We start from the raw sequence: 19982 nt of genomic DNA on the forward strand, positions 1-19982 counted from the left end.
GGATTGCTATGCGGCTTATATCCATCTGTCCAAGCAACACAGAGCTTGCCGCCTATTTAGGCCTGACTGACGATCTTATCGCGGTCGACGATTATTCAGACTGGCCGGAACTAGTGAATAATCTGCCGCGTCTTGGACCTGACTTATCCATTAATATGGATCTGGTAGAACAACTGCAGCCTGACCTTGTTCTAGCTTCATTAAGTGTGCCGGGTATGGAAAAAAACGTTGAAGAGCTTATAAAAAGGAATATTCCTCACCTTGTTTTAAATCCCCAATCCTTTGAGGATATAGGAAACGATCTTATGGCCGTAGGTATAGCGGCAGGTAAAGAAAAAGAAGCCAAGGCAGTTGTCTCCCGCTATTATGGGATTTTAAAGGATTATAAAGAAAAAGCATCAAATCTTGATAACCGTCCAACTGTTTATTTTGAATGGTGGCCTAATCCGATTTTTACACCTGGTCAAGTAAACTGGCTAACTGAAATGTGTGAATTGGCAGGAGGGCGCAATAGTTTCCATGATGTGGAGCTTGCGAGTGTCCAAACCAGCTGGGATGACATTATCCGCAGAAATCCTGATCATATTTGTCTTGCATGGGTCGGCGTTAAGCAAAGCAGAATGAAAGTCCAGCATGTCCTGAAGCGGGAATCAGCAGAAAACCTTACAGCAGTAAGGGAAAATCGGATTCATCTTCTTGAGGAACAGCTTTATTGCAGACCATCGCCCAGACTCTTAAACGGGCTTGCGAAACTTGCTGTCATCCTTCATCCGGAACACTTTCCGCAGCCTGAAGAGACAGATTACTTAACTTCTAATACATAGAAAAAGCTCAGGTACTATAACCTGGGCTTTTTCCACAGTTGAAATACTCATTAATTCTAAATTTTTATTATTCCTTATGATTTCAAGGTGATTCATTGAATTCTATGACTTTCAAGATTAACCACTTTCCGCTGAAATCACCTCAGGGCCGCGGGACCAACAAGGAGTCACTGTGCTAGTTAACTTTTGGTTTTCGGCTTCATGTATTTTTGACGAAATGCCTGCATAGACTTATCTTCATTCAGTTTCGTCAGTTCATTTTCAGTTAATCGTCCGTTTCCTTTTTGAACGATATATATGTCTAACGTTTTTTTGCCCCAGGATTGAAATACTTCATCAACAGTATCGTAATAAAGATCCAGTTCATTCCCCTTAATCGCTCCGCCCTTGTCTGCTACAACACCAAAGCCGTAACCCGGAATAAAAAGAATGGTTCCTATCGGAAACACACTTAAATCAGCTGCTATTGTTGAATACAAATCTCTTTTTACTTTCACTCCAGAATACGTAATACCATATTCTGGATGTTCAGGTTTTTTGCCTGTTGATTCATAGCCTGCCGTGTATCCGGTTGCTGTTACTTCTTTTTTCGGATATTGTGACCAGTTAATTTCATTTTCAAGCGACATTTGATTTAAAGAACTTCCGCTTGAAGAAATCGCAGTTGCGACCGTTTTTTCATTGTGCAGAGATTTCGGGATAAGGCCTGTCAGCTTATAGGGATGGCTTTCACTTGCCAAGATGCCTTTGCTCCACCCATTTATATCAGACAGATCCTTTGCCTCCACACCTGAAAAAGCTTTTAAAGTGGTACCGAGCGCTACTAGCAGTAATAGTGTCATTAATAGACGCCTTGACCAGGTTTTTGTCCTATCCATTTACGATGTGTTCACTCCTCTCACATCAATAATCGTTTCCAAATGATAAACGAAATATTCAAGATAGAGAGGAATCCATATTTTACAAGTTTTGATTTCTGCAAATAAAAAAGATCTGTACTCTTGTACAGATCACCTTTTAAAACATTTGATAGCCTCTTTTGCGGAGCATGTTAATAACAATTCCGGACACAATCGCTCCGATAAAACCGCAGACCAGTATTAGAATATCTGCCAAAGCCAAAGATAGAATACGCTCTCCTAAAGATGAAAAAGATGGTCCAGGTGAGGTAAAGTATTGAGTGACTCTCACATTATCTACAATCAATATACAGACAATCGGATAGATAATAGCCATGATCCAAGACATGCGAAGCAGCATATTCAGCAAGAAACCGATTCCAAAAAATAAAACAAAGAATAAAAGCATCGAAATTATCAATACAGGTAAAAACAAGTCATCGCCTCCAGTACACCTATTTAAGTGTACTGAACAAGCGATATTCAGTCAATTGTAAAAAAATTGAACGTTTTATGAAGACTTCTTTCCTGTTCCGTTGCAGCAATCGCACGTTTCTGAACCGCCAAGAAGCAATTGGAAATAACCTTTCCCCGAACAATATGGACATTCTTTCTTTTCAATAGCAGATGCATTCATAATCTATTCTCCCCTCTGTCAAGTATCTCTTTTTTGATATTGAAAATACTATATCAGGTTCTTTGTAAAGGATAAAGGGAGAAAATCTTACGGGATTCTTGATGTAAGCGAATACATCAAGCTCTTCCTTCTATTTACTCAATTTTTCTTATTATTTTGAAAATTATAAAAATAAGCGATATGACGTGTAGCCAAACTGATCACCGGGGTTTAGACCATCTATTTTATAAAGCATTTTCTCAAACATTTCCTCTGCAAATGACTGAAGCAGCAGGGAGGCATCCTCGTCATCCTTAAGAAAATTGGGAGGAAAAAAGGCAGCTTCAAATAACTCATCTTCCTGTACGATAATTTTTGATGAATTCGCCTTGAGTTTAAAAATAATCATATTATCGCTGATTGTACTTTGAATGACTCCTGACCGGATGCCAATAACACCCTGCACTTCAGCTTCAATTCCCGTTTCCTCATGAATTTCGCGAACAATCGCCTCATCGAGCGTTTCCCCTTCATTTACGAATCCGGCTGGAAAAGACCACTTCCCTTTCAACCCCCCGTATTTCTTTTTCACGACAAGCCAGTCCCCGTTTTCATTTTCAACTACACCAGATACAGCAATCCATACATTCCCCCGCTTATTTGCCACCATAATCTCCCCTTTTGACTTACTATATTAAATTAGATTTTTTCGATAAAAAAAAGACAAAAGCTTAGAAGGCTCTTGTCTTTTATTTTACTCTACTTCTTAGAAAAATTTAAATTTACCTTTTTTAACGACTAATCCTGCTCCGCCAACCATTAATAGAGCACGGTTATCAATCATTTTTTTCATGAATGAAGCTTTTGTTCCCATAACTTTCTTGCCAAATACCATACCTACAGCGTCATCTTCGCCAAGTGAAGCAACTGTACCTTTGATGTCTGGTTTGAATTCTTCCATTTCACCCTGGTCGCGAACGGCCACAGCAATGTTTTTAGCTGCTGTAATACCTTGCTGCATAGCAATTTGAGCTGTTGGAGGATATGGACGGTTGATTTCTTCGTTGATTACTAGTGAACAGTCGCCAATGATGAATACATCTTCATGGCCTGGTGCTCTTAAGTAAGAATCTACCTTTACACGCCCGCGCATGTTTTCAAAGCCAGCTTCTTCAACGATGCTGTTTCCGCGCACACCTGCTGCCCATACAACTGTATCAGATTTAATTTCTTCCATTACGTCATCTTTTGCAACAATGATGCCGTCTTCAACACATTCTTTAATGGCTGTGCCGATTTTGAATTCTACCCCTTTACGCTCTAAGTGGTTTACAGCGTATTCTACTAGCTCTGGATCAAATCCAGGAAGAGCTGTTGGAGCAGCTTCTACACAGATGATGCGTACTTTCTTATGATCAACATCGTACTCACGGCAAAGCTCAGGAACACGGTTAGCAAGCTCGCCAAGGAACTCGATGCCAGTGAAGCCAGCTCCGCCCACAACGATTGCAAGGCGCTGATCGCGCTTTACTTCTTCAGTGTTGTAAGTAGCGAATTGATATTCGATATGCTCGCGCAATTGACGCGCTGCATTAATGTTTGTAATACCGAAAGCGTACTCTTTCAAGCCTTTGATACCGAATGTTTCTGGATGAGATCCAAGAGAAATCACTAGGTAGTCATACTCAAGCTCGCCATTTGAAAGAACAATTTTCTTTTCATCTTTGTTGATGGAAACAACTGTTTCTTTCACAAATTTTACACGGCTGTTATCAATAACATCCTTGACTTGGTATCTTGCTTTATCATGATGCAATGTACCTGCTGAAGCTTCATGAAGCCATGTTGTTTCATAGTGATAATCATTTTTGTTAACCAGTGTAAGATCTGCTTCGTTTACACCAATCATTTTTTGAAGACGTGTAACTGCCATTAATCCGCCGTAACCTGCACCTAAAACTACTATTTTGGGCTTTCTCAACCGAATCACATCCACCTTTTTTTGAATTTGCTGTAAAGAATGAAATAATTTCAATACTAATTATCTTCCGCTGCTTCACAACATTTTATTTTGTTTTACCTAAAAAAGTATGTGAAAATGTTCACTTAACTTTTCAAAATGATACTGAAAACTCTGTGAGTAGTAATATAGAATATAAATAATGCCTATATTACATAATAGCATCTGCATTATATTTTTCAAGACCAAATTGAAGGATTAGAAACGTTAAGAATTTTACAAAAATAAAAACATTCTCTATAATAATCATATTCATCATACAAGCACATCTCTTTACTCAATTACCAGATGAAATTGTTAAAGAGGTATGATATGTTATAATTAAGAATTATTATCAATTACAATCGGGGGGATATTTGTGAAGGAAGACACAAAAGTATACGATATTACGATCATTGGCGGCGGACCTGTCGGTTTGTTCACTGCATTTTACGGCGGTATGCGCCAGGCTTCTGTTAAAATCATCGAAAGTTTGCCGCAGCTCGGCGGTCAGCTTTCTGCCTTATATCCTGAAAAATACATATATGATGTTGCAGGATTTCCTAAAGTGCGCGCACAGGAGCTGGTAAACAATTTAAAAGAGCAAATGGCCAAGTTTGAGCAGACAGTTTGTCTCGAGCAAGCAGTTGAAACGGTTGAAAAACAGGCTGACGGCGTGTTTAAATTAACAACTGATCAAGAAGTTCACTATTCTAAAACGATTATCATTACTGCAGGAAACGGTGCGTTCCAACCCCGAAAAATTGAACTTGAAGAAGCTGCTTCATTTGAAAAAGCAAATCTTCATTACTTCATTGATGATTTAAATCAATTTGCCGGCCAGAGAGTTCTTATTTGCGGAGGCGGAGATTCTGCTGTTGACTGGGCACTTATGCTAGAGCCAATTGCTGAAAAAGTAACACTTGTTCATAGAAGAGATAAGTTCCGTGCTCATGAGCATAGTGTCGAAAACCTGAATAACTCAAAAGTTCAAGTTCTCACTCCTTTCGTTCCAAAAGAATTAACAGGTGCAGGTAATATTGAACAAGTAGTCTTAGAAGAAGTGAAAGGCGAACGCAAAGAAGTCATAGATGTTGACTCTGTCATCGTGAATTTTGGATTTGTCTCATCACTTGGCCCAATCAAAAACTGGGGTCTTGAAATTGAGAAAAACTCAATTGTAGTTAACAGCAAGATGGAAACAAACGTTGAAGGCATCTATGCTGCGGGCGACATCTGCACATATGAAGGAAAAGTAAAACTGATCGCAAGCGGTTTTGGTGAAGCTCCAACTGCTGTTAATAATGCGAAAGCTTATATGGATCCAAAAGCAAGAGTTCAGCCGCTTCACAGCACAAGCTTGTTTGAAAAATAATAAGAAAATCGGATGACCTTGGATAACACAGGTATGACAGATGCCATCCAGTGAGAAGCCCGGGTTTGACATTTTTTGGCGAAGCCGTTCAGACGGAGGAGCCAGGCGCTTCCGCTCGCCCTTAATGTGCAAAACTTTATATTCCTACAATAAAAAGAGGAAAGCGGTCTGCTTTTCCTCTTTTTTATTGGAATAAACGCTGCATGACTTACTGCTGCCAGTAATAGCTGTATGGATTGTAATAAACCGGCTGATTCCATTGCTGGTATCTTTGGCCGCCAAACGGTATTCCGCTTTGATCACCTCCAGGAATTTGACCAAAAGGACTTCCCTGACCGTCCTGCATTCCTCCAGGTTGACCCATTCCCGGCATTTGACCGAATGGACTTCCCTGACTGCCCTGCATTCCTCCAGGTTGACCCATTCCCGGCATTTGGCCGAATGGACTTCCCTGACCGCTCTGCATTCCTCCAGGTTGACCCATTCCCGGTATTTGACCGAATGGACTTTCCTGACCGCCCTGCATTTCTTCAGATTGACCCATTCCCGGCATTTGACCGAATGGACTTTCCTGACCGCCCTGCATTTCTCCCGATTGGCCCATTCCCGGCATTTGTCCGAATGGACTTTCCTGATCGCCCTGCATTTCTTCAGGTTGATCCATTCCCGGCATTTGACCGACTTCCTGATCGCCTTCTGTCCCGCCGTTTTGTACTTCTGATTCTTGAGGAGCCTCTTCTTCCATTTTTGGAGGTTCAGGCATCACTTCGAAGGATTTTATATCATTCACATTCGCCTGACTTGTCGTTAATTTGGGAAATGACAAAATAAACACTGCACCTGATTGTTTATCTAAGTAGAATATAAATGCCTCTTTTTCCGTACCGTTTGTAAAGGTTAATTTCACCCATTTATATAGGCCTTCATTTAATTCATCTGTTGATGAAAGACGAAATTGATTATACATCTGATATGGATATGGATATGGATATGGGTTGTAATTCATTATTCAAGCTCCCTTCTCTATTCACACATCCATACTATATGCCCGCTATTTGTCCTTTGTTTTTAAATTGGAACCTGAAACCTTTTTCTATTTATCCTCGACTATGTTTTCAAGGAAGGGGGAAATAGTGTGAAATGGAAACTAAAACTAATCTTATGTGCGGTAATTATGTCAGGCATCTTTTTAGTAAATAAAGAAAATGGCTATGCTTGTTCATGTGCGCAGCAGCCTTCCGTTCAGTCAGAATTAGAAAACAAAACAGCCATTTTTTCAGGAAAAGTATTAAAGATCACAGGAAGCAGTCAGAAAAAAGTGTTAATTGATGTGGATCTTATCTGGAAGGGCCCTTCTCAATCACAGCTTATTGTTGAAACAGAGAGGGACTCTGCAGGGTGCGGAGTTGATTTCATTGAAGGTGAAAATTATCTTGTTTATGCATACGGAGATAAGTTTAACCTTGAGACCGGATTATGCGAACGAACAAATTTGCTCACAGACGCAGGGGATGACATAAGAAATCTCGGTGCCGGAAAAGAACCTGAAAAGCAAGTGAATCTGGAACATCAGCTAGGAACTAATGCCATTACTTGGGGAATTATTTTTATCGCGATTCTTTTCATTTTCACTCTCCTAATGTTTTTACGGAAAAAGAAATAAAAAAAGACACTTTACTGGCGTTTTTTTGCCAATGAAATGTCTTTTTTTATATTCAGCACTCTTCAGGAGTACCTGTATTCGTAGCTGTTCTGAAAGATGAACCGCATCCGCATGAAGCGATCGCATTCGGATTATCAATGGTAAATCCGCCCCCCATTAGGGACTCTTTAAAATCAATTTTTGTCCCTTTTAAAATAAGGGAGCTTTCTTTATCGACAAGCACATTGATGCCATGCACCTCAAACTGAGTGTCGTCCTCATTAGGTTCTTGTTCAAAACCCATGCCGTAAGATAAACCGCTGCAGCCGCCGCCTTTTACGCCAACGCGCAGAAAAGCCTGCTCTTCGCCGTTTTCTTTCATCATATCTTTTATCTGATAAGCTGCTGCTTCAGTAATTATTACAAAATCATTCATTTTCTTGTTCCTCCTTTGCCAATAATCCAAAGGCTATACATAAAGTATACCCTTTCCACCCGGAACTCTCAAATGAAACACACTGCACTGCTATTTATCGTAAAAATAAACACCAGTACAGATGACCTCTGCTGGGCCAGTCATTAAAACATTCCCTTCTTCCGTCCAATTAATAAGGAGGTCCCCGCCGGCAAGATGGACAGTTGTATCCATTCCTCTTTTCGTATGGCCATTGAGAACAGAAGAGACAACTGCTGCACAAGCTCCTGTTCCGCATGCCTGTGTAACTCCTGAACCTCTTTCCCAGACTCTGAAATGAAGTTCATTTTCGGAAGCCACTTCAACAAACTCTACATTGATGCTTTCAGGAAAAAGAGGGTCTTTCTCAACCCTTGGTCCAAGTGTTAACACTGGAGCTGTTTCAATGCTGTCCACATAGAAAATAAGATGCGGATTTCCCATTGATACGGCTGTAGCATAATAGGTTTCGCCGGCAAATTCAAGCTGTTCATTTATTACTTTTTCATCAGGAGTGCCGGCCATAGGAATTTCCCCCCGATCAAGCTTTGGCTGCCCCATATTAATTGTTACCCTTTGGACTTCATTATCTTTCACTTCGAGCTTTGCATGAACCAAACCTGAAAGTGTTTCAATCGAAAATTCTTTTTCATCTATCAGTTTATTCTCAAATGCATATTTCGCAACACAGCGAAGACCATTTCCGCAGTTTTTTCCTTCAGAACCATCACTGTTAAAAATCCTCATCTTTACTGGTGCTTTTTCAGATGGACAAATTAAGATAAGTCCATCTGAACCGATTCCTGTAAATACATTAGATACCTCCTTTGCAACCTGAGGAAGTTTCGACTCTTCAATTTGCTCTTTAAACATATTTACATATATATAATTGTTGCCGAGTGCATGCATTTTTGTAAATTGGAATTGTTTCATGGAGTTCTCCCTCTTTTTTTCTTTTTATAAGTATAAAATGCTGGAAACAGGATCACAATAGAAATATCCCCCGTTTGTTATAGATAATAAAAGCTCTCTGCTTTGATGCAGGGAGCTTTTATTCGTGATTCTTCCATTATTAATACGTGAAAATCCCTGCTCTGACTGCACTTAAAAGGTTGGAAAGGGGCTAGTTGTCTAATCTTATTTTGTAATTGTTTGCTTTTAGTTATTCAAATAATGCACTTTATTTAGACATCATACATTGAATAAGCTCGATTTCCTCTACGACTGTCCGATATAGTAAGAAGCAGCTGCATATGCGCAACCGAACATGACAGCGACTTTTGTTCTTATTATAGTCAAAATTTACTATGTAATTGTATGCCCAGACTGCGGTTATTCTCATTCAGAAGAGTTTACGTCTCATTTGACTGAAATTGGAACTTCTATGTTAGGCGAAAAGATGCCCGTGAAAAATCCATCGCCGAAATGGCAAAAGACAGGTTGGCGAGAAATGAGAGAATGGAAACAAAAGTATCCAATAAGCTAAATATAAGCAGTAAAAAAACGCATACTAAATGTACGCGTTTTGCTTAGAACATAGGATTCTCATCCAGGTAATCATATATGTTTTTAACTAGCTCTTCAGATGATTCCCCGGTTACAACCTCACCGTTTACAAGGGCATAAAGAGAAGCATAGCATTTTCCGCAATATCCAAGACATCCGTATTCAATAATGTCCAGATTAGGATCCTTTTCTAACTTTTCCAAAGCAGCTTGTGAACCGTTCGCTAAATTGCTTATACAAAATTCTATTATTGGTTTCAACTTCATCACCTCACACCTGCAATCCTATGCTACCCTTTCTATGTACTATCGTCAATTATTTACGTTTTATGTTATACTTTTTTCATAAATATCAACACATTTTCATTAAAGTGATTTACTAATGGGCAGGTTCTCAGATTAATAGATGACTTTTTCATAACATATTGTGGTTTATCATCAAATTCGTTATACTTTTAGATGGCATATTGCAAAGGTTTACTTAATAACTGATTTAACCTATAGATAAGAATATAACTAACTCACTAAAAGAGGAGAAAAAGGGGAGTCTGCAATGAAGAACTTAGTAATTCTTGGCGGTGGATACGGCGGCATGCGCGTCCTTCATCGACTGCTTCCAGGTCAGCTGCCTGATGATGTGCAAATTACACTCATAGATAAAAATCCCTATCATTGTTTAAAAACGGAATATTATGCACTGGCTGCGGGAACGATTTCAGACCATCATATCCGCGTAGATTTTCCAGAGCATGAGCGTCTGCACGTAACGTTCGGGGAAATAACCTCGGTTGATCTTGAAGAAAAAAAGGTTCATCTGAATAATCAGGAACCGATTTCATATGATGATCTTATTATTGGTTTAGGCTGTGAAGACAAATATCATAATGTTCCAGGCGCGAAAGAGTTTACCCACAGCATTCAGACAATTGATCAATCAAGAGAAACCTACCAGCTCCTTAACAATTTAAGCGGCGGTGCTTCTGTTGCAATCGTTGGCGCAGGACTAAGCGGAGTTGAGCTTGCAAGTGAGCTCCGAGAAAGCAGAAAAGATCTTAAGATCACGCTTTATGACCGCGGAAAAAACATTCTGTCCAGTTTTCCGGAACGTCTGAGCAAATATGTTCAAGGCTGGTTTGAAGATCATGGCGTAACCATTATCAACAGTGCCAACGTGACAAAGGTAGAACAAAATGTTCTTTATAATCATGATGAGCCTGTTTCATACGATGCCATCGTGTGGACTGCAGGAATTCAGCCGAACAAAATCGTAAGAGATCTTCCTGTTGATAAAGATCCTCAGGGCCGAGTAGTGCTTACAAAACAGCATCATCTTCCGCATCATGAGGATGCATTTGTTGTTGGAGACTGTGCAAGTCTTCCTCATGCACCAAGTGCACAGCTGGCTGAAGCTCAGGCTGAACAAATCGTTCAAGTTCTGCTTAAAAAGTGGAATGGTGAAGAATTGCCGCAGGACTTCCCTGCCTTCAAGCTGAAAGGCGTATTAGGGTCGCTTGGAAAGAAACATGGTTTCGGCCTTGTGAATGACCGCCCTCTAATTGGACGAGTTCCTCGACTGCTTAAATCGGGAATACTTTGGATGTACAAATACCATAATGGATAAGAAAAACGCAAGGCAATGTGATGCCTTGCGTTTTTGCTTTAATCTGAGGGATTTTTTATGTGGCAGCGGCCAGAAACTTGCCCCGGGCGGTCAAAACGGTGTCTTGTGCAGTCAAAATGCTTATAATTCGATTATTTTCAGCCGCTGCACTTGCACATTAAATGATTACTAAGCAGAAACATATCCATGCTTCTCCATTTCAGCATATATTGTTTTCAATTTCGGATTGCCTTCTCCTACTACCACTCCATTAATAACAACCAAAGGGTAAAAATACTCATCATTTGCGATTTTCTCCGCAAAACTCTTTTTTTCAGGATTGTCTTGAGGCGAGAATACATCAACATATTCTATTTTAAACTGCTGCTGCGGGAATTTCCTTGAAATTGCTGCTTCCAGCCATTCATATGTTTCTTTTGAGGAGGGAAGATTTACACAGCTTGGGCATAATACTTCAGCTCCATATATATACACTTCGACTTGTTTTTTCATCGTATTCCCCCTTTTCTTAAGTTTCATTGTAAGGGAGGAAGCGTTTTTTTTCCATGAAAACTTATATGCTGAAAGTATCCATTTTTATTCACTGCGGAATATGTTAAAATAGTGGCATTAACAGATTTTACTTCAATCATATGAATAGATTTTCAGCGCTTTTTTGAATATAATAGCAGGATAAGGAAGGAGTCGATTAAGTTGACAACAGAAACTCAAATGGTAGAACAAGTACAGGAAGTATTAGATAAATTACGCCCATTCTTGCTTCGTGACGGCGGGGATTGTGAACTAGTGGATGTAGAAGACGGCATCGTAAAATTACGCCTTTTAGGAGCTTGCGGCAGCTGCCCAAGTTCAACAATCACACTTAAAGCAGGGATTGAACGCGCCCTTCTTGAAGAAGTACCGGGTGTTGTAGAGGTAGAACAAGTTTTCTAATGCAAAAAAAGATGGTGAGCCCGCTCACCATCTTTTTTTTGCTTATAAATATTCGCTGAACCAATTTTTTATATGATTTAACCGGTCGATCCGAAGCTTAGGATGGCCGCTTCTGGATAATTCATGATTCGCATCTGGAAAGCGCACGAGTTTTGTTTCTTTTTTCAGGCGCTTTAAAGCGATATAAAGCTGCTCAGCCTGCTCTACAGGACAGCGGTAGTCTTTTTCGCCATGAAGAATCAATAGTGGCGTTTCTACGTTTGTGACATATTTTAACGGCGAATGCTGCCACAGTTTATCAAAATCATCGATCAGATTGCCGCCGATTTCCCACTCTGTAAAGTAATAGCCGATATCACTCACTCCGTAGAAGCTGATCCAGTTGCTGATTGAACGCTGTGTAACAGCTGCTTTAAACCTGTTTGTATGACCCACAATCCAGTTGGTCATAAAACCGCCATAGCTGCCTCCAGTTACACCTAATCGATCTTTATCAATATAATCATAGGTTTCAAGAGCATAATCCACTGCACTCATTAAATCGGTATAGTCGCTTCCTCCATAATCACCGCGCACCTGATCAACAAAATGCTGTCCATATCCATGGCTTCCCCGCGGATTTGTATAGAGGACGGCTTTTCCGCTTGATGCAAGCATCTGAAACTCATGGAAATAAGTGTTGGCATACATGGCGTGCGGACCACCATGTATTTCAAGAACGAGCGGGTATTTTTCGCCGTTCTTAAATCCAACCGGCTTCATGATCCACCCGTGAATCTCAAGTCCATCTTCTGCATTCCACTTAATTGCTTCAGGTACAGCAAGCTCAATTTCCTGCAAGAATTCATCATTTACATTTGTAAGCTGACGATTTTCCCCTGTGCTGAAATCAAAGAAATACAGGTCGCAAGGATGATCAGGACTACTGATTCCGAGAACTGCAGTATGACTGCCAGGGTGAACCGATAACCCGTACACATGCTCCTGTTCAAACCTTACCGGCAAGGTTTGTCCTTCAAGCGATCCATAATAGACACCCGTATTGCCCTGATCGGTTAAAATAAAGTAAAATCCCTGGCTGTCCTCTGTCCAAATAAGACCTGGATTCACACTGCCAGATATAAAATCCGCTACAACCGCATCACTGATGTGAACGTCCCAGTCAGCTGAATAGCATGATAACTCTTCTGTTTCCATTTTGTACAGCCAAATTTTAGAGAAAGTCGCACTTTGGAATTCTTTTTCATGACCAAAAAAAGATAGGCAGCTTCCATCAGGCGACCAGGAAAGATTGCCAAAGAAACCATTGCTGTTCGTCAGCTGCTGCTGCTCATTAGTTTCTAAAGATAGAATAAAAACATCTGAGATTAAAGTTTGATCAGGATCGTCCGTCATATTCGAAGTAAACGCAATCGATTTCCCATCAGGGGACCAGGCTCCATCGTTATAATCAAACTCCCTTGAACCGATGAGTTCAAGCTTCCCTGTTTTCACATCCACAACCGCAAGCTGCCTTTTACGGTTCTTTACAAAACCGGCTGCATCAGACTTGTACCTCATATCTTCAACTACGAGCGGCTCCGGCAGCTTTTTCTCATCCCTATCCTCTTTGTCTAATTTGTCATCTGGCGCCAAAGAAATAGCTGCAAGTATTTTCTTGCCATCGGGACTCCAGACAGGCTGTGAGACAGATAAATGTTCTTTTGTGAGTGCTTTAGCCTCTCCGCCAGATGCTGACATGAGAAACAGCTGATTCTTTCCACTCCGATCTGAAATAAAAGCAAGACGGCTTCCATCAGGAGACCATCTCGGAGAAGTATTTTTACCTTCACCATAAGTCCATTGACTGGAAATATTCTTTTCTAAGTCGGTTAAAAATAGATTTGATATGTATTGATGTTTTTCTTCGTGAATAGACGTTTGAACGTAAACGGCCTTTGTGCCGCACGGTGAAACTTGAGGATCATTGACGGAATTCAGCTTGTATAAGTCCTCAGCTGTCATCCCTCTCTTTTGCTGTACAAATTCCATTTTTATCAACACCAAACTTTCCCTTGAATTTTTTCTGTTATTTTATTTATTTCGACAAGCTAAATAATTTTCCTTCTGAAGCGGCTTAAAATAGCTAAATTTTGAAATGAAACAGAAACATCCAAAAAACAGGCTGATCAGCATCTCAAAACAAAAAAAGCATCCTCATAAGAGAATGCTCTATCCAATCGAATCCCGAACTTGTCCAGAACGGGCTTCATAATAAACATTTGATCCCTCTAATACTGGTGTCAGCTCTTCAACTTCACATTTAGGAAATTGCGCTTTAAGCAGTTTAGCGAGTGTTTTCCCTTTCCCTTTAGCCGTAAATGCCAAGACAGTAGGCCCCGCACCGCTGAGAGCTGCGCCATATGCACCTGCATCCATTGCCGCTTTCTGTACTTTCGAAAGCTCCTTAATCAAAGTACCGCGATACGGCTGGTGAAATAAATCTTTTTGCATCATTTTCCCTGCAAGCGGCCAGTTGTTTGACAGAACAGCTGCTACCAAAACATTGCTGACTGCGCTTGCCTCTACTGCCCCGCTGTATTCCAAATACCCGGGAAGGACGTCGCGGGCATCTTTTGTATACAGCTTGTATGGAGGAACAACTGCTACTAGATCTACGTCGACTTCATCAACGGCTACCAATTCTGTTACTTGCTCCTGATGAAGTCCCACTACTAAACCTCCGTACAAAGATGCTCCTGCATTATCCGGGTGGCCTTCAATAATACTGGCAAGATGCAGCTTTTCTTTCATGCTTAACTTTAAAGAGCATAATTCATTTGCAAGCTCCACTCCCGCCACGATAGCAGCAGCGCTGCTCCCTAACCCCCGTGCCATAGGAATATCGCTCCATACCTCAACAGTACAGCCGGGCAGGGCAGATTCATAAGATGATGCCACTCTTTTTGCAACTTGATAAATGAGGTTTTCTTCATCTCTTGGGATAGTGAGCATTTCCTCATTTAACGGAATAAAAGACCATGTTTCAGCAGGAGTAACCCTCAGTTCCAGATAACGATTAACAGCAAGACCGACAGAATCAAAGCCAGGTCCAAGATTCGCTGTGCTTCCGGGAACTTTTATCTTTAACATGTCGCCTTCCTTCACCATGCACCCACTCCCTTAAGCTGCTCCATAACGGCAAGTTCATCGTTAGGAAGCACGATTGGTTTGATTTCAGAGAGATCAACAGCCACGTTTGGATCTTTTAATCCATTTCCTGTTAAAACAGCAACTGCTTTAGCTCCCTTTTGATAAACGCCCTTCTTGGCGCTCTTTATTAATCCTGCAATGGAAGCACAAGAAGCAGGCTCTGCAAAAATGCCTTCTGTCTTTGCTAAAAGCTGATAGGCTTCAATAATTTCCTCGTCTGTTACTTCATCAATAAAGCCGTTTGACTGCTCAGCTGCTTTAACAGCTTTGTCCCAGCTTGCCGGGTTGCCGATCCGAATGGCAGTTGCAATCGTTTCTGGATTTTCAATCACTTGATTGCGCACAATGGCAGCTGCTCCCTCTGCTTCAAAGCCGTGCATTTGCGGGAGGCCAGTCTGATGAATGCTGTCATATTCTAAAAAGCCCTTCCAATAAGCAGAAATGTTTCCGGCATTGCCGACGGGTATTGAGAGAATATCCGGAGCTGCTCCCAATGCGTCACAAAGCTCGAATGCAGCTGTTTTTTGCCCTTCAAGCCTGTAAGGGTTCACAGAGTTCACAAGAGTAATAGGAAGCTTCTCAGACATGCTGCGGACCATAGTCAGCGCCTGATCGAAGTTTCCCTTTATAGCGATGATTTCTGCTCCGTACATCACTGCCTGTGCCAGTTTTCCAAACGCAATTTTCCCATCAGGAATGACAATAATGCAGCGCATTTTCGCTCTGGCTGCATAGGCAGCTGCTGCAGCTGATGTATTTCCCGTAGAAGCACAGATGACTGTATCACTGCCTTCTTCTTTCGCTTTTGCAACAGCCATTACCATTCCTCTGTCTTTAAAGGAGCCCGTCGGATTAGCGCCTTCTGTTTTAGCATAAAGCTCAAGACCTAACTGCTCTGATAGAGTTGGTAAAAAAACAAGAGGGGTATTCCCCTCGTTCAATGTAAGTAAAGGTGTGTTGTCATTTACGGGCAAGTAATTCCGGTATTGATTCAAGAGACCTTTCCACATCATAAGTAACCGTTCCCTTCTACGCGATATGAGCTTTTAATGCCCTGTACGACTTCAAGATCAAGCAGGTTAGCCAGAATCTCATCAAAGTCTTTATTTGATGCCTGATGCGTGACAATCACAATTTCTGCCAGATTGCTGTTTTTTAGCGGAAGCTGGAGAATTTTCTCAAAGCTGACCCCGCGTTCTGAGAACAAGGAAGTAATGGTTGAAAATGCACCAACCTGATCTTTCACATGAATGCGCAGGAAATGCTGAGCATAGATTTCATCGCTCTGCTTCAATGCTTTTTCAAATTGAGGAAGAACTGCGCTTCGTCCATTCACACCAAGTCTCATATTTTTCATGACGCCTACTAGATCAGAAACAACAGCTGTTGCAGTCGGCAGGCTGCCTGCACCCGGGCCGTAGAACATCGTTTCTCCTACAGCTTCTCCGTATACATAAACAGCGTTATATTCGTTGTTAACCGATGCCAATGGATGATAATCGGGCAGCAGTGTAGGCTGTACACTGACTTCGACTTTATTGTGGTTGCGGTTGGCGATGCCGATCAGCTTCATTGTATACCCAAGTCTCTTGCTGTAGCTGATGTCCTCATCCGTTACTTCACTGATCCCTTTGACACTTACATCCTCTAAATCTACGTGCATTGAAAAACCGAGGCGTGCGAGAATCGCCATTTTGCGGGCAGCATCCAGACCTTCTACGTCGGCAGTAGGATCCGACTCAGCATAGCCAAGATCCTGGGCTTCTTTCAGCACTTCTTCATATGGACTTCCCTGTTTGCTCATTTTTGTTAAGATGAAATTCGTTGTCCCGTTCACGATTCCCATCATTTTGTTGATCCGGTCTGAAGCAAGTCCATCTACTAAACTTCTTAAAATCGGAATTCCGCCGGCAACACTTGCTTCATAAAATAGGTCACAGCCATTTTCTGTTGCAGCATCTAATAGCTCCGTGCCATAGACGGCCATAAGATCCTTATTTGCTGTAACTACATGCTTTTTAGCCCGAAGAGCCTGAAGAATATATTCCTTTGTATGCTCGACACCGCCCATTACTTCAATAATGACATCTATATCAGGATCGTGAATAACTTCATCAGCGTTTTTCGTCAGAAGCTCTTTTCCGAATTCAACCTGTCTTTTTTTATCAATATCCTGTACTAGGATCTTTTTCACCTTAACTGGACAGCCTACCTGATGCATCAATTTATCCTGGTGATCATCTATAATTTTCACTACACCGCTTCCGACTGTGCCTAGTCCCAACAAACCAACTTGAATTGCTTTCATGAATTTATCCACTCCCCTGATGTCCTTCTTAGAAATACATTTGTATATGTATGATAGACATTTTCTATTATTGTCATTATAAACAGTGTGCCATTGCTTATCAATAGAGAATTTTCAGTATTTATTATGTAATCGCTTTCTTCTTTAATTATACTGGGTTTATATTTTTTGGAAAATACTTATAAGTAAAGGAGAAACTCCTTGGTCAGATCCGATCTGACCAAGGAGCAAAAAAATTTTGGTGTAAAATAAAAAGACGTGCGGTAAATCGCACGTTTTTTCTATTCGCGGTCAAGCTGTATATCATTTTCGCTTTCAACTATTACATCAATGTGGCCTTTTCGCTCAAGCTTTTCTTTTTCAAGCATGGCTTCTTCCTCCGTTGGAAAGATGGGACCATCAAAGATTCTCTCCATTGTTTCTTTATCTGTATACTGCACTAAAAAACTGTTCATTTTGAAACCTCCCGTTTTAGAACACTATACCCCATTCTTAAAAACAGTAATCTAATTTAATGGCGTAATAGGAGATTTCCCTGTTAAAACCGACTTGATATTCTGAACACAACAATCGATCATAGCGTATCTTGTTTCAAGCGTTGCACTGCCAATATGAGGAAGCGCTACTGTATTTGGAAGCTTTAACAGCGGATGATCGGGGCTTATCGGTTCATTTTCAAATACATCCAATCCCGCTCCTGCAATTTCACCTTCTTCAAGGGCTTTTATCAAATCCTCCTCCACAACGGTTCCGCCTCGCGATGTATTAATAAAAATAGCTGAGGATTTCATTTTCCTGAAGCTGTCAGCATTGAACATCTTTTTCGTTTCATTCGTAAGAGGCGTCATGCAGACTACAAAATCTGATTGTGCCAGCAGTTCATTCAGGCTTTTATAAACTGCCTCCAATTTATTTTCAGCATCGTAATCTCTAGACCGATTATGATATAGAATGTTCATGTCAAATCCCTTTGCTCGTTTTGCCACAGCCTGGCCTATTTTTCCCATGCCGACAATCCCGATCGTTTTATGATGAACATCTGCTCCCGCAAGCAAAAGAGGGCTCCAGCTTGTCCATTTCCCTTCCTTCACATAGTCTGCCGCTTCAATGACCCGCCTGGCAGCAGCGAGGATGAGGGCAAAGGTGAGGTCAGCTGTTGTATCTGTTAAAACATCAGGTGTATTTGTAATGATCACATTTTTTTGCTTCGCATAGTCAAGATTAATATTGTCATATCCTACAGCAAGGTTTGAAATGACTTTTACGTTTTCTGCTTTGTTAAGCAGCTCCTCGTCAACCTGATCGGAAAGCATCGTCAAGAGAGCATCTGCTTCTTTTGCTTTTTCAAGCAGGAGGTCTCGCGGACATGGCTCATCCTCTTTATCCCACATCTGCACTTCCCCTAAACTCTTAAGCGCTTCCAAACTTTCTTCAGGACATTTTCGTGTTATGAATATTTTTGGCGTTTTCATCCTCTCACCCTATTTCCCTTTTCTTTTATCTTATCACATTAGGTGTGAGAGGATTGAACATGCCCTATAGCCAATGTATATCCGGCAAATAGATTTTTTTCGTCCGCATGGACAGTAATTGTGCATACGATTTCAGGAATCCTTCGTATTTGGAGGAAGACTTGAGCATTTCCGAAAGCTTTGCCTCATAATAGGGTTTATCAGTCTCTGATGATAAATAGTAATCCTCAATGCATTCAAAATAATGAATCGGCAGCAGCAGGCGGCTGTAAATGAGTCTCCATGAAAAAGACGAAAGCGGCGTTGTCCGGTCATACTCATCTAAAAGTAAAAATCCATCCTGGCGCAGCATATCGGGATGTTCAAAAAATTGGTTTCTTAAATATTCGGCAATATCTCTGCTGCAGTGATCAAACACCCAATCTGTCGGAATTTTAACAAGTCCTGATGATCTCCATGTATCCGAATTGAATCTGTGATGACAGACAGTTGCTGAATCAATGGGCTGAGGCTCATCGTCAAGTTCTGTGTCTACTAAGTATTGAATAGCATTTTCGGCAAGACCCATATAATATGGAAAGGATTCAGCGAACATTTTTTCAAAAGAATCAAGCGGCTGCGAACTGACTTTTCCTCTCCAAAACCCCTCAAGCTGATCTGTGCGCTTTTCCCAAAGCACCTTCCATTGGCCAATTCTGCTTATCTTTGACACCTGATAGGGATAGCTCCTGGCTTTTTGGTGAAATCGTGCAAGTTCTCTGCCCATCTGAAACACCCGCTCACTTGGAATATAAGAGGTTTTCAGAATTCCATATTTCTTTTTTTCCCATTCTATATATAAATTCCCTTGCTTCGTTAACAAAAAAACCGCCACAAACGGGTCTCCGCGTTCAAGCAGAAATTGACTCATATTATACAGTTCATAAAGCTCTTCATCGTCTATATGTGACAGCGGGACCATCAAATAGACATGCTGATGATATGAGAAAGCTTCATAATTACCTACTCTGAATGTCTCTGCCACTCTAAGTCCATATTGTTCCCGAATCAATTTTTCCACCAGTTTCTCCCCCATATATATAAAAGTCCTTACCCTATCGTAATCGCAAGTTTGCACATTTATGTATATTTTGGTTCCTATG

General features: G+C 41.0%; 23 protein-coding genes. 6 read left to right on the forward strand and 17 right to left on the reverse strand.

Going from position 1 to position 19982, the window contains the following annotated elements:
• Nucleotides 1-8: 8 nt before the first annotated feature.
• The gene (locus QLQ22_RS21555) at nt 9-824 is read left to right on the forward strand and encodes a cobalamin-binding protein (RefSeq protein WP_252207360.1); all 816 of its coding nucleotides are present in this window, start codon (nt 9-11) and stop codon (nt 822-824) included.
• 179 nt (nt 825-1003) lie between these two features.
• Here QLQ22_RS21555 and QLQ22_RS21560 read toward each other — a convergent pair whose 3' ends face one another.
• The 5 genes from QLQ22_RS21560 to QLQ22_RS21580 form a co-directional block, all read right to left on the reverse strand.
• On the reverse strand, nt 1004-1702 hold the full coding sequence (locus QLQ22_RS21560) for a 3D domain-containing protein (protein WP_223437978.1): 699 nt from the start codon (nt 1700-1702) through the stop codon (nt 1004-1006).
• A 139-nt stretch (nt 1703-1841) separates the two neighbouring features.
• Nucleotides 1842-2132: a YuiB family protein gene (locus tag QLQ22_RS21565; RefSeq protein WP_223443658.1), complete on the reverse strand. Its 291-nt coding sequence runs from the start codon at nt 2130-2132 to the stop codon at nt 1842-1844.
• Nucleotides 2133-2234: 102 nt separating this feature from the next.
• Nucleotides 2235-2360 carry a YuiA family protein gene (locus tag QLQ22_RS21570; RefSeq protein ID WP_223437980.1) on the reverse strand — a complete coding sequence of 42 codons (126 nt, stop codon included), beginning with the start codon at nt 2358-2360 and terminating at the stop codon, nt 2235-2237.
• A gap of 163 nt (nt 2361-2523) precedes the next feature.
• Complete coding sequence (locus QLQ22_RS21575; protein WP_223437982.1) at nt 2524-3006, reverse strand: NUDIX domain-containing protein; 483 nt, start codon at nt 3004-3006, stop codon at nt 2524-2526.
• Nucleotides 3007-3105: 99 nt separating this feature from the next.
• A complete protein-coding gene (locus QLQ22_RS21580) occupies nt 3106-4329 on the reverse strand; it encodes an NAD(P)/FAD-dependent oxidoreductase (protein ID WP_223437984.1) in 1224 nt (407 codons plus the stop codon).
• Between the two features lie 388 nt (nt 4330-4717).
• Here QLQ22_RS21580 and yumC point away from each other — a divergent pair, with 388 nt between their 5' ends.
• The gene (gene yumC, locus QLQ22_RS21585) at nt 4718-5713 is read left to right on the forward strand and encodes a ferredoxin--NADP reductase 2 (RefSeq protein WP_223437986.1); all 996 of its coding nucleotides are present in this window, start codon (nt 4718-4720) and stop codon (nt 5711-5713) included.
• A 208-nt stretch (nt 5714-5921) separates the two neighbouring features.
• Here yumC and QLQ22_RS21590 read toward each other — a convergent pair whose 3' ends face one another.
• Nucleotides 5922-6719 (reverse strand): hypothetical protein, encoded by a 798-nt coding sequence (locus QLQ22_RS21590; protein ID WP_284015528.1) that lies wholly within the window; start codon nt 6717-6719, stop codon nt 5922-5924.
• A gap of 129 nt (nt 6720-6848) precedes the next feature.
• Here QLQ22_RS21590 and QLQ22_RS21595 point away from each other — a divergent pair, with 129 nt between their 5' ends.
• Nucleotides 6849-7376, forward strand: a complete 528-nt coding sequence (locus QLQ22_RS21595; protein WP_284015529.1) for a hypothetical protein — start codon at nt 6849-6851, stop codon at nt 7374-7376.
• A gap of 52 nt (nt 7377-7428) precedes the next feature.
• Here the strand turns inward: QLQ22_RS21595 and QLQ22_RS21600 are convergent, their stop codons facing one another.
• Together QLQ22_RS21600 and dapF are read right to left on the reverse strand one after the other, a co-directional pair.
• On the reverse strand, nt 7429-7791 hold the full coding sequence (locus QLQ22_RS21600) for a HesB/IscA family protein (RefSeq protein WP_223437992.1): 363 nt from the start codon (nt 7789-7791) through the stop codon (nt 7429-7431).
• Nucleotides 7792-7881: 90 nt separating this feature from the next.
• The gene (gene dapF / locus QLQ22_RS21605) at nt 7882-8742 is read right to left on the reverse strand and encodes a diaminopimelate epimerase (RefSeq protein ID WP_284015530.1); all 861 of its coding nucleotides are present in this window, start codon (nt 8740-8742) and stop codon (nt 7882-7884) included.
• Between the two features lie 334 nt (nt 8743-9076).
• Between dapF and QLQ22_RS25200 the strand changes: the two genes are divergently transcribed.
• Nucleotides 9077-9295, forward strand: coding sequence for a DUF2225 domain-containing protein (locus QLQ22_RS25200; protein WP_423246213.1), 219 nt, complete (start codon nt 9077-9079; stop codon nt 9293-9295).
• Nucleotides 9296-9338: 43 nt separating this feature from the next.
• Here the strand turns inward: QLQ22_RS25200 and QLQ22_RS21610 are convergent, their stop codons facing one another.
• The gene (locus tag QLQ22_RS21610) at nt 9339-9581 is read right to left on the reverse strand and encodes a YuzB family protein (protein ID WP_070876045.1); all 243 of its coding nucleotides are present in this window, start codon (nt 9579-9581) and stop codon (nt 9339-9341) included.
• A gap of 286 nt (nt 9582-9867) precedes the next feature.
• On the opposite strand from QLQ22_RS21610, the gene QLQ22_RS21615 reads away from it, so the two are divergent.
• Nucleotides 9868-10935 carry an NAD(P)/FAD-dependent oxidoreductase gene (locus QLQ22_RS21615; RefSeq protein WP_252207361.1) on the forward strand — a complete coding sequence of 356 codons (1068 nt, stop codon included), beginning with the start codon at nt 9868-9870 and terminating at the stop codon, nt 10933-10935.
• A gap of 168 nt (nt 10936-11103) precedes the next feature.
• Here QLQ22_RS21615 and QLQ22_RS21620 read toward each other — a convergent pair whose 3' ends face one another.
• Nucleotides 11104-11427 (reverse strand): YuzD family protein, encoded by a 324-nt coding sequence (locus tag QLQ22_RS21620; RefSeq protein ID WP_223438002.1) that lies wholly within the window; start codon nt 11425-11427, stop codon nt 11104-11106.
• Nucleotides 11428-11646: 219 nt separating this feature from the next.
• On the opposite strand from QLQ22_RS21620, the gene QLQ22_RS21625 reads away from it, so the two are divergent.
• Nucleotides 11647-11868 (forward strand): NifU family protein, encoded by a 222-nt coding sequence (locus QLQ22_RS21625; RefSeq protein WP_101568137.1) that lies wholly within the window; start codon nt 11647-11649, stop codon nt 11866-11868.
• A gap of 42 nt (nt 11869-11910) precedes the next feature.
• Here QLQ22_RS21625 and QLQ22_RS21630 read toward each other — a convergent pair whose 3' ends face one another.
• The 7 genes from QLQ22_RS21630 to yutH form a co-directional block, all read right to left on the reverse strand.
• Entirely contained in the window at nt 11911-13899 is a 1989-nt protein-coding gene (locus QLQ22_RS21630; RefSeq protein ID WP_284015531.1) for a S9 family peptidase, read from the reverse strand.
• Between the two features lie 180 nt (nt 13900-14079).
• The gene (gene thrB / locus QLQ22_RS21635) at nt 14080-15015 is read right to left on the reverse strand and encodes a homoserine kinase (protein ID WP_284016918.1); all 936 of its coding nucleotides are present in this window, start codon (nt 15013-15015) and stop codon (nt 14080-14082) included.
• Nucleotides 15012-16070 carry a threonine synthase gene (gene thrC / locus QLQ22_RS21640; protein ID WP_223443664.1) on the reverse strand — a complete coding sequence of 353 codons (1059 nt, stop codon included), beginning with the start codon at nt 16068-16070 and terminating at the stop codon, nt 15012-15014. Before thrC ends, thrB begins: the two co-directional genes overlap by 4 nt.
• Entirely contained in the window at nt 16070-17368 is a 1299-nt protein-coding gene (locus QLQ22_RS21645; protein WP_223438006.1) for a homoserine dehydrogenase, read from the reverse strand. Before QLQ22_RS21645 ends, thrC begins: the two co-directional genes overlap by 1 nt.
• Before the next feature lie 281 nt (nt 17369-17649).
• Nucleotides 17650-17823 (reverse strand): hypothetical protein, encoded by a 174-nt coding sequence (locus tag QLQ22_RS21650; RefSeq protein ID WP_223438008.1) that lies wholly within the window; start codon nt 17821-17823, stop codon nt 17650-17652.
• A 51-nt stretch (nt 17824-17874) separates the two neighbouring features.
• Entirely contained in the window at nt 17875-18840 is a 966-nt protein-coding gene (locus tag QLQ22_RS21655; RefSeq protein WP_223438010.1) for a 2-hydroxyacid dehydrogenase, read from the reverse strand.
• A 64-nt stretch (nt 18841-18904) separates the two neighbouring features.
• Nucleotides 18905-19903: a spore coat putative kinase YutH gene (gene yutH / locus QLQ22_RS21660; protein ID WP_420828885.1), complete on the reverse strand. Its 999-nt coding sequence runs from the start codon at nt 19901-19903 to the stop codon at nt 18905-18907.
• Nucleotides 19904-19982: the final 79 nt, after the last annotated feature.

Origin of the sequence: Metabacillus hrfriensis (assembly GCF_030127205.1) — a bacterium.
In the GTDB taxonomy this organism is placed as follows: domain Bacteria; phylum Bacillota; class Bacilli; order Bacillales; family Bacillaceae; genus Bacillus_P; species Bacillus_P dongyingensis.

Excerpts from the sequence above, each read along its gene's own strand:
- dapF (WP_284015530.1), bottom strand. The coding sequence starts at position 8,742 with ATGAAACAATTCCAATTTACAAAAATGCATGCACTCGGCAACAATTAT.
- QLQ22_RS21630 (WP_284015531.1), bottom strand. The coding sequence starts at position 13,899 with ATGGAATTTGTACAGCAAAAGAGAGGGATGACAGCTGAGGACTTATAC.
- QLQ22_RS21620 (WP_223438002.1), bottom strand. The coding sequence starts at position 11,427 with ATGAAAAAACAAGTCGAAGTGTATATATATGGAGCTGAAGTATTATGC.
- QLQ22_RS21565 (WP_223443658.1), bottom strand. The coding sequence starts at position 2,132 with ATGCTTTTATTCTTTGTTTTATTTTTTGGAATCGGTTTCTTGCTGAAT.
- thrC (WP_223443664.1), bottom strand. The coding sequence starts at position 16,070 with ATGTGGAAAGGTCTCTTGAATCAATACCGGAATTACTTGCCCGTAAAT.
- QLQ22_RS21610 (WP_070876045.1), bottom strand. The coding sequence starts at position 9,581 with ATGAAGTTGAAACCAATAATAGAATTTTGTATAAGCAATTTAGCGAAC.
- QLQ22_RS21590 (WP_284015528.1), bottom strand. The coding sequence starts at position 6,719 with ATGAATTACAACCCATATCCATATCCATATCCATATCAGATGTATAAT.
- QLQ22_RS21650 (WP_223438008.1), bottom strand. The coding sequence starts at position 17,823 with ATGAACAGTTTTTTAGTGCAGTATACAGATAAAGAAACAATGGAGAGA.
- QLQ22_RS21560 (WP_223437978.1), bottom strand. The coding sequence starts at position 1,702 with ATGGATAGGACAAAAACCTGGTCAAGGCGTCTATTAATGACACTATTA.
- QLQ22_RS21570 (WP_223437980.1), bottom strand. The coding sequence starts at position 2,360 with ATGAATGCATCTGCTATTGAAAAGAAAGAATGTCCATATTGTTCGGGG.
- QLQ22_RS21600 (WP_223437992.1), bottom strand. The coding sequence starts at position 7,791 with ATGAATGATTTTGTAATAATTACTGAAGCAGCAGCTTATCAGATAAAA.
- QLQ22_RS25200 (WP_423246213.1), top strand. The coding sequence starts at position 9,077 with ATGACAGCGACTTTTGTTCTTATTATAGTCAAAATTTACTATGTAATT.
- QLQ22_RS21615 (WP_252207361.1), top strand. The coding sequence starts at position 9,868 with ATGAAGAACTTAGTAATTCTTGGCGGTGGATACGGCGGCATGCGCGTC.
- QLQ22_RS21655 (WP_223438010.1), bottom strand. The coding sequence starts at position 18,840 with ATGAAAACGCCAAAAATATTCATAACACGAAAATGTCCTGAAGAAAGT.
- QLQ22_RS21555 (WP_252207360.1), top strand. The coding sequence starts at position 9 with ATGCGGCTTATATCCATCTGTCCAAGCAACACAGAGCTTGCCGCCTAT.
- QLQ22_RS21625 (WP_101568137.1), top strand. The coding sequence starts at position 11,647 with ATGGTAGAACAAGTACAGGAAGTATTAGATAAATTACGCCCATTCTTG.
- QLQ22_RS21645 (WP_223438006.1), bottom strand. The coding sequence starts at position 17,368 with ATGAAAGCAATTCAAGTTGGTTTGTTGGGACTAGGCACAGTCGGAAGC.